14 protein-coding genes and 2 tRNA genes are annotated in these 15,626 nt (G+C 67.9%); 10 read left to right on the forward strand and 6 right to left on the reverse strand.

Annotated elements, in window-relative coordinates:
- Nucleotides 1-960: 960 nt before the first annotated feature.
- Genes ACA511_RS13795 through ACA511_RS13805 form a run of 3 tightly spaced genes read right to left on the reverse strand, consistent with a single transcriptional unit; the run spans nt 961 to nt 4,122 of the window.
- Complete coding sequence (locus tag ACA511_RS13795; protein ID WP_375024595.1) at nt 961-2,076, reverse strand: hypothetical protein; 1,116 nt, start codon at nt 2,074-2,076, stop codon at nt 961-963.
- 4 nt (nt 2,077-2,080) lie between these two features.
- Nucleotides 2,081-2,653: a flavoprotein gene (locus ACA511_RS13800; RefSeq protein WP_375024596.1), complete on the reverse strand. Its 573-nt coding sequence runs from the start codon at nt 2,651-2,653 to the stop codon at nt 2,081-2,083.
- On the reverse strand, nt 2,650-4,122 hold the full coding sequence (locus ACA511_RS13805) for a helix-turn-helix domain-containing protein (RefSeq protein WP_375024598.1): 1,473 nt from the start codon (nt 4,120-4,122) through the stop codon (nt 2,650-2,652). The genes ACA511_RS13800 and ACA511_RS13805 overlap by 4 nt, the downstream gene beginning before the upstream one ends.
- Before the next feature lie 712 nt (nt 4,123-4,834).
- Here ACA511_RS13805 and ACA511_RS13810 point away from each other — a divergent pair.
- From ACA511_RS13810 to ACA511_RS13850, 9 genes are all read left to right on the forward strand, one after another.
- Nucleotides 4,835-5,194, forward strand: coding sequence for a hypothetical protein (locus ACA511_RS13810; protein WP_375024599.1), 360 nt, complete (start codon nt 4,835-4,837; stop codon nt 5,192-5,194).
- The gene (locus ACA511_RS13815) at nt 5,182-5,610 is read left to right on the forward strand and encodes a hypothetical protein (RefSeq protein ID WP_375024600.1); all 429 of its coding nucleotides are present in this window, start codon (nt 5,182-5,184) and stop codon (nt 5,608-5,610) included. The genes ACA511_RS13810 and ACA511_RS13815 overlap by 13 nt, the downstream gene beginning before the upstream one ends.
- A 136-nt stretch (nt 5,611-5,746) precedes the next feature.
- Entirely contained in the window at nt 5,747-6,484 is a 738-nt protein-coding gene (locus ACA511_RS13820) for a GntR family transcriptional regulator (RefSeq protein WP_375024601.1), read from the forward strand.
- A gap of 129 nt (nt 6,485-6,613) precedes the next feature.
- Nucleotides 6,614-7,042, forward strand: a complete 429-nt coding sequence (locus ACA511_RS13825; protein WP_375024602.1) for a plasmid replication, integration and excision activator — start codon at nt 6,614-6,616, stop codon at nt 7,040-7,042.
- Nucleotides 7,042-7,347 (forward strand): hypothetical protein, encoded by a 306-nt coding sequence (locus ACA511_RS13830; protein ID WP_375024603.1) that lies wholly within the window; start codon nt 7,042-7,044, stop codon nt 7,345-7,347. Before ACA511_RS13825 ends, ACA511_RS13830 begins: the two co-directional genes overlap by 1 nt.
- Nucleotides 7,348-7,436: 89 nt before the next feature.
- Entirely contained in the window at nt 7,437-8,894 is a 1,458-nt protein-coding gene (locus tag ACA511_RS13835; protein ID WP_375024604.1) for an FtsK/SpoIIIE domain-containing protein, read from the forward strand.
- A gap of 68 nt (nt 8,895-8,962) precedes the next feature.
- Nucleotides 8,963-10,585 carry a replication initiator gene (locus ACA511_RS13840; RefSeq protein ID WP_375024734.1) on the forward strand — a complete coding sequence of 541 codons (1,623 nt, stop codon included), beginning with the start codon at nt 8,963-8,965 and terminating at the stop codon, nt 10,583-10,585.
- Complete coding sequence (locus ACA511_RS13845; RefSeq protein ID WP_375024605.1) at nt 10,582-10,830, forward strand: excisionase family DNA-binding protein; 249 nt, start codon at nt 10,582-10,584, stop codon at nt 10,828-10,830. The genes ACA511_RS13840 and ACA511_RS13845 overlap by 4 nt, the downstream gene beginning before the upstream one ends.
- On the forward strand, nt 10,830-11,987 hold the full coding sequence (locus ACA511_RS13850; protein WP_375024606.1) for a tyrosine-type recombinase/integrase: 1,158 nt from the start codon (nt 10,830-10,832) through the stop codon (nt 11,985-11,987). Before ACA511_RS13845 ends, ACA511_RS13850 begins: the two co-directional genes overlap by 1 nt.
- Nucleotides 11,988-12,052: 65 nt before the next feature.
- Here ACA511_RS13850 and ACA511_RS13855 read toward each other — a convergent pair.
- A tRNA-Gly gene (locus ACA511_RS13855) sits at nt 12,053-12,123 on the reverse strand.
- A gap of 137 nt (nt 12,124-12,260) precedes the next feature.
- Here ACA511_RS13855 and ACA511_RS13860 point away from each other — a divergent pair.
- Nucleotides 12,261-12,334 (forward strand) — tRNA-Pro (locus tag ACA511_RS13860).
- Between the two features lie 45 nt (nt 12,335-12,379).
- Here the strand turns inward: ACA511_RS13860 and alaS are convergent.
- A complete protein-coding gene (gene alaS, locus ACA511_RS13865) occupies nt 12,380-14,998 on the reverse strand; it encodes an alanine--tRNA ligase (RefSeq protein WP_375024607.1) in 2,619 nt (872 codons plus the stop codon).
- Between the two features lie 170 nt (nt 14,999-15,168).
- Nucleotides 15,169-15,546 carry a winged helix-turn-helix transcriptional regulator gene (locus tag ACA511_RS13870; protein ID WP_375024608.1) on the reverse strand — a complete coding sequence of 126 codons (378 nt, stop codon included), beginning with the start codon at nt 15,544-15,546 and terminating at the stop codon, nt 15,169-15,171.
- Nucleotides 15,547-15,626 lie beyond the last annotated feature (80 nt).

Genomic DNA, 15,626 nt, shown 5'->3' on the forward strand with positions numbered 1-15,626 from the left:
GGTGTCACTCCGAGATCGCCGCCACAGAGCCTCTGACCTGGGGAAATGAGAGAGCGGGCGACGGGAATCGAACCCGCGTAGCCAGTTTGGAAGATTTCGGGCCGCGATCTTGAAACCAGCGAAGATGCAGGTCAGCGGGCACAACCCATGCCCCGCGAACGACCGTAGCACCCCGCTGCCGACCACCCCAACGGGCACGATCAGGGCACGCCGCACCTGACGTGAATTACTCCCCAAGGAGCACGATCGGATGCCGCTCGCTCCGAGTACTCCGTATCCACTTCTCGGGGAACCAGTGTCGCTACGCTCTCGTCTTAGGGAGACGAGACAACCGGTGAGTGGGGCAGCAGTGAGGGCTGATCGGGAACGGCGCCAGAAGATCACGGCGGCGTTGCTGGCAGGCTGGGTGGCGGCCCTCTCTGCTATCGCTGGCTATGCGCAGGGCGAGGAGACACGGGCGCTGGCGGTTGCCGTGCTGTCGGTTTCCGCTTGCGTAGCCGGGGTCCTTCCGCTTAAAAAAAATGCCCCGCACGCGTAGGGGGCAGTGGTCGCACCTTCCCCACGAGGGTTCGCAACGGTGTGGCCCTTCGTCCTGCTGAGGTCCACCGGTCCGGGGTGCTCATTCGCGCGAACGGCGCGCAAGGTGTGACAGACCGTTTCGCGCGAATGAGTGCTCCGGCTCGCGGGGGTCCAGGGGGCGGCGCAGCCCCCTGGTTCGAACACGCTCCATGGTTCCGGTCTTCGAGCCGTTCCAGGCGGCGGCGCGTCCCCGTGGCGGGCGGTCGGGGCGGGGCTGGCGGAGGTGTCGCGATGCGCGGCCCGGCGCGGCCGCCCGGTGACCGGCGCCCACGCCGCATGCTCCGGGCGGCCAGGCGCGGGGCCGCGCCAGCGGCCCAAGCGCCGCCGCCCCTTGATCCTAAACAGCCCAATTCGGCAACTTCTAGGCACCCTGCTTCGGTACTACGTCGTTCGCAACAGATCCAGAGCAAGTGCGCTATATCTGCGGAATAGCGAACGCGCTGCGTCGAGAGGCGGCACCTCTGTGAAGTCTAGGTTGCCATGTATGCCGTTGCGATACTTGTTTATTCTCTTAAAGTCGGTCACGTCCGAAGTAGCTGTTGTGGGCGAAAGCGCAAGAGCGACAAGTGTAAACTTGTGTACGATGCTACGCCCTGGCTCTTTGCCTGCATCGTCAGGCACAGGCCATATAAGCTCGTTGAGAATATCGCCGCTCAAATGTTGAGAATCGCCATAGGTGAACAAAAGGGCGGAATGGACATCACCTTTGAGTCGGCTGTACAGCTTGTTGGAGATTATTTCCAGGCCGCTGTAACACCAAAGGAAACATTTGAAGTCATCGGTTTCTCGCTCCACTTCAACGGCGAAGCGAGAAATTCCGATAATTCCTGTCTTGTCCTTGCTTGGAGCGGAGTTGGATGATTGCAGCTTCGCCAGTCCATGGTTCAGGTACGAAACTTGCCGTACATGTCTGGCGATGCCTCGGCCTGCCATAGAGTAGGTGATGGGAGAGGGTATCCGCCCTTGGCGAACTATGGCCCACCGATTTGGAATGAAGGACTCGTACACCATGCGAGGTCCGAAGCATTCGAGGATTAGCCACAGCAGTCTCTCTAGTAGCTTGTCTCTTTGTGTCCTATTGTTGTCGGCTAGCCGCTCTGCCTGGTTAAGGTCGAACCATAGAATTGGCGCGTCTCTCCGTTTGGGGTCGGCGTCGATGTTAATGGTCTTCTTTATGATTGTTGTTATATACAAGCCTCTTGGGTCTCGCCAATTTTCGGGAAGGGTGTAGTTTCGGATGGCAGAAGTTATAGACTCAGCCGTGGGATTGCCAAACATGGTGTCCAGCCATGCATCGCCCGCTGCGATTGCATCAACTATAGGTGGAGGTATTGCGCCAAGGTGAATTTCGGCTTTCCAGTCGTCGAGGTCAAAGTACCTCTTGGCGACCTCGGTTCCCTCGCGTTCGTACAGGTCCTGGGCTCTATAGATATGGAATCCCCACAGTTCCGTCACACTGCTCATGTTCGGTGCTTTCTTTTGGAAATTCGTCGCCACACCTCTACCCTCGGCTAGCCTTTTGGTTGCACCTAGAATTTTCGATAGCTTGGAGAGTGAGATGCCAAGGATACTTCGTGAGCGCACTTTCCCCCGTCCCTGGAGTGTGAGCTTCGATTTGGCCCTTGCCCCACAAAATACAGATTCTCTCTTCTCGAAGAGAGGCTAGGCTCTCTCTAAAAGGCTTGCGTGCGGCTAGGGCAGTGTTGATGAATGGGAGGACTGTCGTCGGGATATCGAGTCCTGGGGCTTCGGCGAGGATGCCTAGGGCGTAGGTGTCGCTGATGCCGTTGGCCCATTTGTTGATGGTGTTGTAGGTGGCGGGGGCCACGATGATGGCGTCTGCTTTGGGGGAGCGGGGTTCGCCTGGTTTGCGGTATTGGCTGCGGACGCGGCGGCCGGTCTGGGCCTCTAGGGCTTCGGTGTCGATGAAGTCCAGGGCCGATGGGGTGGCGATGACTTGGACGTCCCATCCTCGTTGGTGGGCGAGGGTGACGAGTTTTCCGACGTCGCCGGCGGGGCCTGCTGCGCACACGATGACGTAGAGGACTTTGCGGCGGTCGGCCTCGCCGGTCATAGGTGCACTCCGATTTCGGTGGTGAAGTCCCTGAGTTGTCGTTTGGTGCTGGGCGGGGCGGTGGCCATGAGGTCGCGCAGCATGCGGTGTACGGCGGGGCGGGCTGAGATCTCTTCGGGGGCTAGCTGGTGGGCGAATCGTAGGACGTCGTATGCCTTGTCGTGCTTGCCCCATTGGGTGAGGGCGCTTGAGGTGTCGACGAGGAGTTTTGCCTTGCGTTCGGTGAGGGGGATGCGGTCTAGGTCGATGCGGCGGGCTTCCTGGATTGCGGCTCCGGCGTCGCCGAGTCGGAGGGCGATGTTGACGCGGTGGAGCTGGACGTTGGTGGGGCCGAACGCGGTCCATCGGTGGTTGTAGTCGCCTCCGAGTTCGCGGCCTGCGTTCTCGGCCTCGTCCAGGAGGGTGGCGGCGGTCTGGCGGTCGCTGCGGTGCCCGGCGGCTGCGGCTCCGCGTAGGAGGAGTGCGCCGTAGACAGAGAGGAAGTCGGGGGTGCGCTCGTCGACGTCGTGGCCGATACGTTCGGCGTAGGTGCTGGCGGTGTGGGTGGCTGCGCCGTGGTGGCCGTCGTTCATCAGGGCGTGGGTGATGATGCGGGCGCTTGATCCGATGATCGTGAGGTCCTGGCTGTTGCGGGCGGCCTGCATGCTGCGGTCGGCGGCGACCCATGCCAGGCCCTCTTCGTCGAGTTTGAGCAGGATGCTCGCGGCGACGTGGTGGGCCTCGGCCGAGAGGGCTTCGGCGTGGAGTCGGGTGTCTCCGTCATAGGTGGCGCATGCGGTGCGCAAGTCGGTCAGGAGTTGGGGCAGGGATTTGATGACCGTGGTGTATCGGCAGTCTTGGTAGTTGCGTTTGGCGGCGGCTACGGCCTGGTTCATGCGGGGCATGCTGAGTGCGGTCGGGCGCGGGCTGCTGATGCCGGGGTAGCCGGCCAGGGCGGCGGCGAATGCCTCGACGCCTTCTAGGGGTGCGCCGTCTGCGGGGAGGTCGGCGAGTATGGCGCTGAACAGGCTTGCTCCGGCGAGCTTGGTGAACGTCCTACGGCGCACCGGGTCCCCTTCCTCGACGTCGGGATCTACGTCCAGGGAACCCAGGAAGGCGGCCGGAACCAAGCCCGCGGGCTCATCCCGGGGTGTGATGACCATCGCGTTTGCGGTGGTCGGCGGGGTAGTGAGGTTGCGGGGGGCCAGGCCGAGGGTCATGCGGGCGGTGTCGGGCATGTGGAGGCCGTCGGCGATGCGCTCGAAGACTTCGAGGGTGGTGACCTGGCGGCCGCCCTTCTTCATGGTTTCGCTGACCTTGCCCTGCGTCATGCCGCAGGCGATCGCGATCTGGGTTTGGCTGGCGCCGGTGTACTGGCGCAGGAGGTGGAAGACGGTTCTGATGTCTCGGGCGGTCAGGGCTTGGGTCATCTGCGGGCGTTGCCACAGTGAATCGGGGATGACGATCGGGTCTGACGCCCGTCTCGACATCGGGTCTCCCTCCGCGTGACTGGTCCTTGCTGAGCGTATATCCCGTGGCGGGATATCGCCTGGGAATGGGTGCCGGGCGGGGATTTGGCGGATCTTGGACGGCATGACGCAGCAGCGAGAGACGGTCAAGGCGGCCTGCGGGAACTGCGGTGGTCGTGGGTGGAAGTTCGCTCACCCTCGGCGGGCGGTGCTGGTCGGGGTTCCGGCCGGTTCGGGGCCGGAGGTTGAGCGGGTGCCGTGTCGCTGGTGTGCGCCGCCGCGTGAGGTGCGGGCGGCGTAGTCCGAAAGCTGCGGGGCCGGTGGGGTGTCGTGGCGGCTGTGGCGTGGTCGTGCCGGTGGGTGCGGCTGCGCTTGGGGGTGGTAGGTCGTCCCTGTGCCGCTCGTCCCTGCCGGCCCCGCTCTCTTCTTCTTGGGAGTGGTGCCGTGTGGGTGTGTCGGTGTGGTCTCGGGCTGCTGGTGGCGCGTGGCGTCCGGCAGCGTTGGGGCTGGTTGCGGAGTTGGAGCGGCGGGGCCTGGTGGCGGAGGTTCACGGGCCGGGTGTGGTGCGGGTGCGCAACCCGGCCGGTGGGCCCGACCCGGATGACCCGCAGGGGCAGGTGTTCGCGCCGGGGTTGGGGCAGGAGGTGGTGTGCCGCCGCCGGGACGGGGTGCTGTGGTGGTGGTGGGTGTGGTCGGGACCGACGCGTAAGTCTCCGCCGGAGTTGGAGCCGTTGTGTCCGGTCGGCGATATCGCTACGGCGGTGACCCGGATCGTGCGGGTGGTCGCGGTGCCCTTCGCCAGCTCGCCGGCCTCGTCGTCGCCTCCGGCCTCGCCCGACTCGCCCGACTCGTCAGATGGGTGCGGGTGATGGGGGTGTCGTGGGTGTCGGCGTCGGACGAGCGTGGTCGGCGGCCGGTGGCGGCGGCGATCGAGCGGGAGTTCTCCGGGGTGGTGGCCTGGTACGGGCAGGCCACGGGCGCGTGGTGGGCGATGGTGCGTGTTCACCGTGATGTGCGGCTTGTGGAGGCGCTCAATCCGCGGGAGTTGCGGGAGGCGATCGCCCATGCGCGGGGGTGGCCGTGGCCGAGGTGAACCGGACCGGCCTCGACGGCGGGTTACATCGGGTCGGGCACTTGGGCATCGGGCCTGAGTGCCCGGTCTGGTGTCTGGGGGTGCGGACGGTCGGTGATCTGGTCGGCCTGCTGGTGGAGGCGGGCCGGGTGTCGGGGCTGCATGCGGTTGCTGCCGGTGCGGGTGCCGGTGGCGGGGATGGTCATGAGCATGTGCGGGTGACGGCGTCCTGCCCGGTCGGGTGCCTGGGGTTGTCGGCTCATGCGGCGAACCCGCTGCGGAGTGCGTTGGGTTGGTCGGCGACGGTGAGTGATGTGCTGGGCCTGCTGGCCTCGGGGGAACTGGCGCAGGTGCGGGGGCTGGGTGCGCGGCGGGTGGGTGAGGTGTGTACGGCGTTGGTCGCGGCGGGCTTCCCGGTGCCGCGTGACGTGCTGTGATCATCTTCCCGTCGGGGTGGGTCGTTGGCCTGGGGGGATGTGGGCGGGGCGTGACGTGACGTGTGGCATGTCGGGCGGCTACAGTGCCGTGAGGTGCACTTATGTGGTCAAGCGTCCTAGTAGTCAGGTGGTTGATATGTCGAGCTTGGAGTTCGAGCCCCCGAAGTATGCGCGGGTGGTGTTGGAGATCCGGCGGCGGATCGAGAACGGGGATTACCCGCCCGGATCGATGCTGCCTTCGGAATCACAGCTCGTGCGTGAGTTCGCGGTGGGCCGTACGACGGTGGTGCGGGCGTTGCAGATGCTTCAGCAGGACGGATGGATCACCCGTGAGCACGGGCGCGGCTCGTTTGTGAAGGGTCGCCCTGCTTCGGATGTGCGGGTCGGTCGGCGGGGCCTGGCGCTGTTGGACCGTCCTGAGACGTTGCCGGGTGTGCGGCTGGTCGACGTCGGCCAGGTCGACGCTCCCGCCGGGGTGGCTTCGCTGCTGGGCCTGGACGGCGGCGGGGGGCGGGTGCTGGCGCGGCGGTCGTTGACGGTCCGCGACGAGATCGCCTCGGACCTGGTGACGTGCTGGTTTCCGCTGGAGTTGGTGTACGGCACCGACCTGGACAAGGATGCGGCGTTGCCGGTCGGGCTGCGGGATCACCTGCGGTCGGTCAAGGGTCTGCGGGTGGATCACATCTCCGAGCGGCTGACCGCGCGGCTTCCCGCCGGCGACGAGGCCGAGGTGTTGCAGATCAGCGGGTCCGACCCGGTGATGGTGATGCTCGCGGGCATGCACGACGCCTCGGACGTGGTGCGGTTCGTGGCGGAGGTCGTGATGCCGGGGTCGCTGCATGAGCTGGAGGACGTGTACAGCGTCCCGGCGTGAGCCGCACTCCCGCGTGATGTGACGCACGTCACTCTCTCCTGAGCTTGTTCGGTCGAGTGGGCGACGTACAATCCATGTACATGCACTCGTCCGGACAAGCGGACGGGTGAACAACGGAGGTAATTCACGATGGCGGTGCAGGGTCCGTTCAAGGTGGCGTTCGGGGACGTGTTCCCGTTCGGGGCGTTCGTGAAGGGCGGGGTGGAGGCGGTGCGGGACTTCGACCGGTCGACCCGTGAGAACTTCGTGCAGGCGCGGGACAAGGACTCCGGGGAACTGGTGTGGGCGGTGGAGGTGCTGGACGCCGACCCCGAGTCCAAGGGCACGTTCAAGGTGAAGCTGTCGGGGCCGGTGCAGCCGATGGTGCCGGAGGCTCCGGCGGGGTTCCCGTTCGTGCCGGTGGAGTTCGACGCCCTGATGGTGACGCCCTACGTCAACTCCGGTACCGGGCGGCTGGCCTACTCGCTCAAGGCGGGTGCGGTGCGTCCGGCCAACTTCAAGGGCGGCGCGGGCCGCTCAGGCAAGGACGGCGGCGCGGCGGGCAAGGAGGCCGCGTGATGGACGCCTACAGCTACACCACGGTCCAGGTGGAGCCGGACGGGTCGGCGGCGGTGCACGTGTCCCTGTACCCGGACGAGTCGGTGTCGGTGCTGGCGGTCACCGGTCGCGGGCGGGCGCAGATCTCGGTGCAGCACGCCAACGCCTCGGTGTCGGTCGCTCCGACGAACCCGGCGGCCCCGACCGCCGAAGACGTCCAGATCGCGCGTCGGCTCGCCGAGTCGTTCGCGGCGTATGCGGCCGAGGTGGAGCGGCTGCACGTCCAGAACCGCGCGGCCGAACCGGCTGAGGACACGGCGGCCTGAATCCGGGGTGGGGCGGCTGGAGCTGGTACCTCCGGCCGCCCCGCTTCTCTCGCTCTCCCACAGCTTGAAAGAGAAGAGGTGTCCAGGTTATGGCCTGGGAGTTCCGCAAGCTCGGCCCCGGTGAGAACGTGGCGGTTGAGGCGCAGCGTGACCCGTTCGCCGCGCCCAAGTGGGCGCCGCCTGTGTGGCACATGCCCGAGGGCCTGGTGCTCATCGTCAACGCCATCCGCACTCTGGTCCGGACGGTCGTGTTCCTGGTCCGCAACATCGTCCCCGTCTCGGCTGCGGCCGGTCTGGGCTGGCTCGGCTACCGCTTCGGGTGGCTCGTCCCCGTCCTGGTCCTGGCCCTCGTCGCCGTGGGCTTGGGCGTGTGGGCGGTGGTGGACCGTCCGTCCTTCGTCCGCTGGATCGCTCGTCCCGCGCGCGCCCGGTGGCGGCTGGTCGCGGTGTACCGGAGGGACTGGCAACCCGTCCTGGTCACCGCTGGCCTGACCAAGGTCCACAAGGGGCGGGAGTACCTGCCCTCCCTGGTCCGGGTCCGCTGCGGCCCCACCTCGGACCGGGTGCTCGTCCGCATGTTGAAGGGCCAGGCTCCCGACGCGTGGGAACGGGTCGCGGTCAACCTCGCGCACGGCTTCGGCGCTTCACTCGTCCGCGTCCGAGTCGGGGACCGTCCGGGCCGCATCTGGCTGGAGTTCGTCCGCCGTGATGCCCTCGCCGTCCCGATCCCGGCCTTGCCCGTCCCGGACGCCTCCGCGGTCGACCTTCGGGCGCTGCCGGTCGGGCGCACTGAGGACGGCTCCCCCTGGCTCCTCCGCCTGCTCGGAACGCACGTCCTCATCGCGGGGGCGACAGGGGCCGGCAAGGGCTCGGTCATCTGGTCGGCGATTCGCGCGGTGCTGCCGTGGATGCTCGCGGGTCTGGTGGAGGTGTGGGCCGTCGACCCCAAACGGATGGAGTTGAGCTTTGGGCGGGCGCTGTTCGAGCGGTACGGGCGGTACAGCGATGACCCCAAGGGCGGCATGGTCGACCTTTTGGAGGCGGCGGCCGAGGACATGAACGCTCGTGCCGAACGATTTGCGGGGGTGACGCGGTCGTTCACGCCGTCGCATGAGTTCCCGTTCCGGGTCGTCGTGGTGGATGAGCTGGCGTTCCTGACCGCCTACTGCCCTGAGCGGGACCTACGAAAGCGGGCCGAGTCGGCGCTTGCAGTGCTCACCAGTCAGGGGCGTTCGGTCGGTTATTGCGTGATCGGGGCGCAGCAGGACGCGCGCAAAGAGGTCAACAACCTGCGCAACCTGTTCCCCGACCGCATCGCCCTGCGCCTCGATGAAGACGAACAGGTGGACATGGTGCTCGGCGACGGTGCCCGCGACCGTGGCGCCCTCGCCGACCAGATCTCCTCCATCCCGGAGATCGGCGCGGGCGTCGGCTTCGTCCGGCTGGAAACCTCACCTGACCCGGTCCGGGTCCGGGCGGCCTACGTCTCCGACAACGACATCCGCGACATGGTCGCGCTCGGCCTGCCTGACGTGGAGGCGGCGTGAGGCAACCCACCCTCGACGACACCTCCGAGGACACCCCACCCTCCGCACCTGAACCCGGCCCGGAACCGGTGGTCAAGACGCTGGCTCCGCTGGCGCGGGGTGTGCTGGAAGCGGTCGCGGTCGAACACGGCGTCTGCATCCGCCCCGTCCCCATGCGGCGGGTCAACCTGCACACGGGCGCGACCGAAATGGTCTACGTCCCGTGCGGTCACACCCTGGCCTCGGTCTGCCCCTCATGCGCTGAACGCAAGCGCAAACTCCGCGCCGTGCAGTGCCGCCAGGGCTGGCACCTGGACACCGAGCCCGTCATCACCCGCGCCGACCCCGACGAGGAACAACGCGCCTGGATGGAACTGCGGGCGCAAGCTGCGGCGGCCCGTGACCGCGCGGCCGAGGACGGGACGGCAGACGGGGAAGACGCCTCGTTCTGGGATGCCGTGGTGCGTGACCTCGACAACGAACTCGAACGCACCGGGGTCCGCGGTGCCCTCAAGACAGAGGAGGGCAAAGGCCGGCGGACTCGGTCGACCCGTCGGAGGCAGGATGCGCCCGACCTTCCCCGGCGTCCGGTCGACTCCCGCACGGTCGGCAAGGTCTTCCACGGCAAGGACGGCCAGACCTTCCGGCCCTCGCTGTTCCTCACCCTCACCCTGGACTCCTACGGGCGGGTGCGCTCGGACGGTACGCCGGTCGACCCCGAGTCCTACGACTACGCGCGGGCGGCCCGTGACGCCCTGCACTTCTCCAAGCTGGTCGACCGGTTCGTGCAGAACCTTCGCCGGTTCGTCGGCTATGACGTCCAGTACTTCGCCGCCGTCGAACCGCAACGGCGCCTCGCGCCTCACCTGCACATGGCCATACGCGGCACCATCTCCCGCGCTGAGCTGCGGCAGGTGGTGGCGGCCACCTACCACCAAGTGTGGTGGCCCCCGACCGACCGCGTCGTCTTCGACGGAGAACACCTCCCCGTCTGGGACGAGATCGCGGGCGAGAACGGCGGCTACCTCGACCCGGCAACCGGCGAAGTGCTCCCCACCTGGGATGAGGCCCTGGATGCCCTCGGCGATGACGAAGACGCCGAACCGCTTCACGTGGTGAAGTTCGGGCGGCAGATCGACGCACAGGGCGTCCTGGCCGACTCGGCCGACTCGCGGCGCTGCATCGGCTACCTGACCAAGTACCTCGTCAAGGGCGTGGCCGAATGCCACACCGCCGAGACAAGCGCGCAGCGTGAACATGTCGACCGGATGGCCGAAACGCTGCGCTATGAGCCGTGCTCGCCCACGTGCGCGAACTGGCTGCGCTACGGCATCCAGCCCAAGAACCCGCGCAAAGGCATGACGCCCGGCTACTGCAAGGGCAAAGCCCACCGACACGAACACCTCGGCTACGGCGGACGCCGCGTCCTGGTCTCCCGCAAATGGTCCGGCAAAACCCTCGCCGACCACAAAGCCGACCGCAAAGCCTGGGTCCTCGCCCGCCTGGCAGAGGCTGGCGTCCCCGTGTCGAACCCCGCCGACCCGCAAGCGGCCCACGTCTGGGAGAGAGCCGGCCCCGGCGACCCCGACGTCAAACCCGCCGAACAACGGCTCCTGCTCCTGATCAACGAACGCATACAACGGCGCCGCCAACTCGACGCCGCAACCCACAACCCCACCCCAGAACTCTCGGCAACTGCGGAGGCAGCGTGACCAACAGGCGTAAGCAGACGGCGGCCTTCGACCCCGATGACCGGCTCCTGACCTACGCCCAAGCGGCCGAGGTGCTCAACACGACTCCGCGGTTCCCTCGCCGTCTGGTGGAGGAACGGCGCATCCGCTTCGTCAAGGTCGGACGGTTCGTCCGCATCCCCGAATCCGCGCTCCGCGAGTACATCGCGGCCGGTCTCGTCGAGCCGGTCACCCTGCGGGGCTACTACAGCAGGAGGGCCGCGTAATGGCTGGCAAGCGTCGCTTCGGACGCATCCGGCAACTTCCCTCCGGACGGTTCCAAGCCCGATACCTCGGCCCTGACGGGATCGAGCGTCCGGCGCCGAACACGTTCGCGACGAAGAAAGAGGCTGACCGCTGGCTCGTGCTCAAAGAGGCCGAGATCACGCGGGGGGAGTGGGTCGACCCCGACGCGGGCCGCGTCCCCTTCGAGGTCTTCGCGAAACAGTGGATTGACGATCGCGTGCTCAAGCCTCGTACGGAGGGGCTGTATCGCGGCCTGCTGCGCAACCACCTCATCCCAACTTTCGGCAACTACAACCTTGCCGACATCCGTGAGGCGGACGTCCGGCGCTGGCGCAAGGAACGGCTCGGCGCGGTCGGGCAGTCGACGGTCGCAAAGGCTTACCAGCTCCTCAAGTCGATTCTGAGCACGGCGGTTGACGATGAGCTGATCCGCCGGAACCCGTGCCGCATCAAGGGGGCCGGCGTCCCGGACACGCCAGAGCGGCAGATGATCCCGCTCATGAAGGTGGTCGAGATCCTCGACAAGATCCCGGACCGGTATCGGGCGCTCGTCCTGCTCGGCACGTTCGCGAGTCTGCGATGGGGTGAACTCGCGGCACTGCGCCGCGCACATCTGGACTTGGACGCGGGCATCGTGCGAGTGGTCGGCTCGCTCGCCGAACTGGACGGCGGGCAGCTCCTGGAGGACACGCCCAAGTCCCGGGCCGGTCGTCGCGTGGTGTCGATTCCTCCGGAGATCATCCCGGACCTGCAAGCGCACTTGGACGAGTTCGCCGAGGACGGTCCGAACGGGCGGGTCTTCGTCGGTCCTCGGGGCGGGCCTCTCCGGCGCTCGGGCTTCCGGCGCATCTGGAACAAGGTCCGGGCTGACGTCGGTCTGCCTGACCTCCACTTTCATGACCTCCGGCACGTTGGCAACACCTTGGCGGCCTCGACCGGTGCCAGTCTCAAAGAGCTGATGGCGAGGATGGGTCACGCCTCGACGCGGGCGGCGCTGATTTATCAGCACGCAAGCCAGGATCGGGACAAAGTGATCGCGGCGGCCCTCGGTGACGCGTTCAAGGTGGCTCGGGCCAGTGACAAGGGTGACAAGGGCACGCAGACACGATCGGGCACGCAACGGGCACGGAAGCGTTAACGATCATGGGAAACATCAAGGCCCAGGCGGGGAAATATGGTCTCTGCCTGGGCCTTCGTGGTGGGAGCGGGCGACGGGAATCGAACCCGCGTAGCCAGTTTGGAAGACTGGGGCTCTACCATTGAGCTACGCCCGCGTGCGCATGGAGCCCGCATGGGGTCTCGGTCGCCATCCCGTAGCGTACAGGGTTCCCGGGGTGGGCGTGGCGGCCGGGTGGGATGCGGGTTCGGCGCAGCGGGCGGGGCCTGATCGGGACTAGACTTCTCCCGTCCGCGGGCTGTAGCGCAGTTTGGTAGCGCACTGGCTTTGGGTGCCAGGGGTCGTGGGTTCAAATCCCGCCAGCCCGACAGGGGACGGCCGGGCGCGCCGCGCCCGGCCGTCGTCGTCCTGGCTCAGTTCGCTCCTTCGAGGAGTGTGCGGGCCCGGGTCGCGGCCAGGGTGATCGCCTTCGGCAGGTTCTCGGGGCGGGGGCCGCCCGCGTTCGCTATCGGGCCCTTGCCGCCGGCCCCGCCGCCGACCTCCCGGGCCGCGTGGGTCAAGAGGTCGCGGGCCTGGATTCCGGTGTCCGCGCCCACCGCCGCGATCAGGGCCGCCTTGCCGTTGGACTCGGTGCCCAGGATGACGACGCCGCGCGGGTCGAGGACGCCGGTCGCGATGGTGCGGAGGTCCGCGCTGGTCAGGGCGGGGATTGCCTGCGCCACCAGCCAGCCGTCCGAGACCGGTTCGGCCTGGGCGGCGAGGCGGCGCGCGTGCGCGTTCAGTTCTGCTCGGCGGAGTGTCTCCAGTTGCCGCTGGGTCGCCGTGAGTGTCTCCAGTCGCTGGCGCAGCCGGTCCGGGGCCTGGTCAGGGTGGACGTTCAGCAGTGCCGCGAGTTCGTCGAGGAGGTGGCGCTGGTGGTCGTAGTGGCGGAGCGCGTCGGCGCCCGTGAGGGCCTCGATCCGGCGCAGGCCGGTGCCGATGGACGATTCGCCGACGATGTGGACGGGGCCCGCCTGCGAGCCGTGGCCGACGTGGGTTCCGCCGCACAGTTCGCGGGACGCGTCGCCGATGTCCACGATGCGGACGTGGTCGTCGTACTTCTCGCCGAACAGCGCCATCGCGCCGGCCTCTTCCGCCTCGGTCCGGGTCGCCTCCCAGACGCGCACTTCGGGGTCGTCGAGCAGGTAGTCGTTGACGAGGGTCTGGACGGGCGCGATCTCCAGCGGGGAGGGGTGCGCGAAGTCGAAGCGCAGGCGTCCGGGTTCGACGCGCGACCCGCGCTGGGTCGCGTGCTCACCGAGGGTGCGGCGCAGCATCGCGTGCAGGACATGGGTGGCGCTGTGGGAGCGTGCGGTCGCGTCCCGGCGGGACGCGTCGACGACTGCTTCAGCCTCGTCGCCCGGGTGGAGTTCGCCGTCCAGGATGCGGACGGTGTGCACGTGCAGCCCGTCCAGGCCGGGGCGGGTGTCCAGGACCTGCGCCCGCGCGGTGGCGGTGCGCACTTCGCCCGTGTCGCCGACCTGGCCGCCGGACTCCGCGTAGAACGGGCTGCGGGAGAGGACCAGTTCGACCTCGTCGCCCTCGTGGGCGCTCCGCGCCTCGCCGTGCGAGGTGAGGAGCGCCAGGACGGTGGTCTCCGCCGCCGTGGACGAGTAGCCGACGAAATCGGTGCGGCCGTGCTCGGCGGTGATGCGGCGGTAGACCTCCTGGCGGGCCACCGCGTCGCCCTTCTTGTCGCGGCCCGCGCGGTGGGCCTGGCGGCGCTGGTCTTCGAGGAGTTCCGCGAAGGCGTCCTCGTCGACGGCGAGTCCCGCCGAGCGCGCCGCGTCGACGGTCAGGTCGATCGGGAAGCCGTAGGTGTCGTGCAGTTCGAACGCCGTGCGGCCGGAGATGGTCGAGGTCGCGCGGCCGATCGCCGCGTCGAGGAGGCGGGAGCCCTGGCGGAGGGTGCGGTCGAAGCCCTCCTCCTCGGCCGTCACGACCTGCCGGATCAACTCGGCGTGCTCGGCGAGGCCGGGCCACGTTCCGCCTAGGGTGCCGATCACGCTGGACGTCAGGTCGGGCAGCGCCCGGTCGATGCCGAGCCGGCGCGCGTGCCGGACGGCGCGGCGCATCAGCCGGCGCAGCACGTAGCCGCGGCCGTCGCGCGCGGGCATGACGCCGTCGGCGATGAGGAACGCGATCGACCGGGAATGGTCCGCGAGGACCCGGAACGACGTCGAGTCGTCGCTTCCGTCGCGTCCGGGATAGGCGCGGCCCGCCATTTCCTGGACGAGCCGGAACGTGGGGGAGAGCAGGTCCGTTTCGCATACGGTGTCGACGTCCTGCAATATCGCGGCGAGGCGGTCGAGGCCGAGTCCGGTGTCGATGTTCCGTGCGGGCAGTTCGCCGAGGATCGGGTATCCGGCCTTTCCGGAGCCCGCGCCGCGGAGGTTCTGCATGAACACGAGGTTCCACAGTTCCTGGTAGCGCTCGCCGTCCACGGCGGGGCCGCCCTCACGGCCGAACGAGGGGCCGCGGTCGTAGTGGATTTCGGAGGACGGCCCGCACGGGCCGGGCACGCCCATCGACCAGTAGTTGTCGTCCATGCCCAGTCGCTGGATCCGGGACGGGGGGACGCCGACGCGCCGCCAGAGACGCACGGCCTCGTCGTCGTCCAGGTAGACGGTGACCCACAGGCGTTCGGGGGCGAGGTTGTAATGGCGGGTGAACAGCTCCCACGCCCAGGCGATCGCCTCCGCCTTGAAGTAGTCGCCGAAGGAGAAGTTCCCGAGCATTTCGAAGAACGTCGCGTGTCGCGTGGTGCGGCCCACGTTCTCGATGTCGGACGTGCGCGCGCACTTCTGCACGGAGACCGCGCGGGAATGGTCCGGCGCGGTCTCGCCGAGGAAGTACGGCTTGAACTGGTTCATGCCCGCGTTGGTCAGCAGAAGCGTCGGATCGGACGGGACCAGCGGGCTGGAGGTCACGACGCGGTGGTCGCGCTCCTGGAAGAAGTCCAGAAAGGTCGAGCGGATGTCAGTCGAACGCATGGGACGGCCTCACGAGGTCGATGGGATGACGGCGCACACCGCCGAGCCGGGCCGGGCACGACTGCTCGTCCCCCAGCTCGGCGCGGCTAGCTCGCCGTCCCACCTCGTGAATGACCATCGCCGCCCACAGTACCTCCGCCCCCGGCGCGGCGGCACCCGGATTTGCGCGCTCAGGAGGTCTTGAGTGGCTCCTGCTCGGCGGCCCGGGTGTCGTAGTCGGCCCGCGCGGCGTCGATCTCGGCCAGATGGGACTCCGCCCAGAGGACAAGGGTGTTGGCCGCGTCCATCAGGGTGGCGCCCATGGGGGTGAGGGAGTACTCCACGCGCGGCGGGACGACCGGGTAGACGGTGCGCGTGACGATGCCGTCGCGTTCCAGGCCGCGCAGCGTGACGGTGAGCATCCGCTGGCTGATGCCGTCGATCTCGCGTTTGAGCTCGGTGAACCGCTTGGTGCGTTCGCCGAGCAGCGAGATCACCTGCAGCGACCACTTGTCGCCGACCCGGTCGAGGATCTCGCGGGCCCGGCAGTTCACCGCGGTGTGCTCCATGGTTATCTCCAGGTGACCGACGCAGAAAAAAGTGCCTTCTTGTGCTGACCTCGCGGGTCTCCGCACGATGGAGGCGGTTA

This window comes from Actinomadura sp. GTD37, from assembly GCF_041951365.1.
Lineage (GTDB): Bacteria > Actinomycetota > Actinomycetes > Streptosporangiales > Streptosporangiaceae > Spirillospora.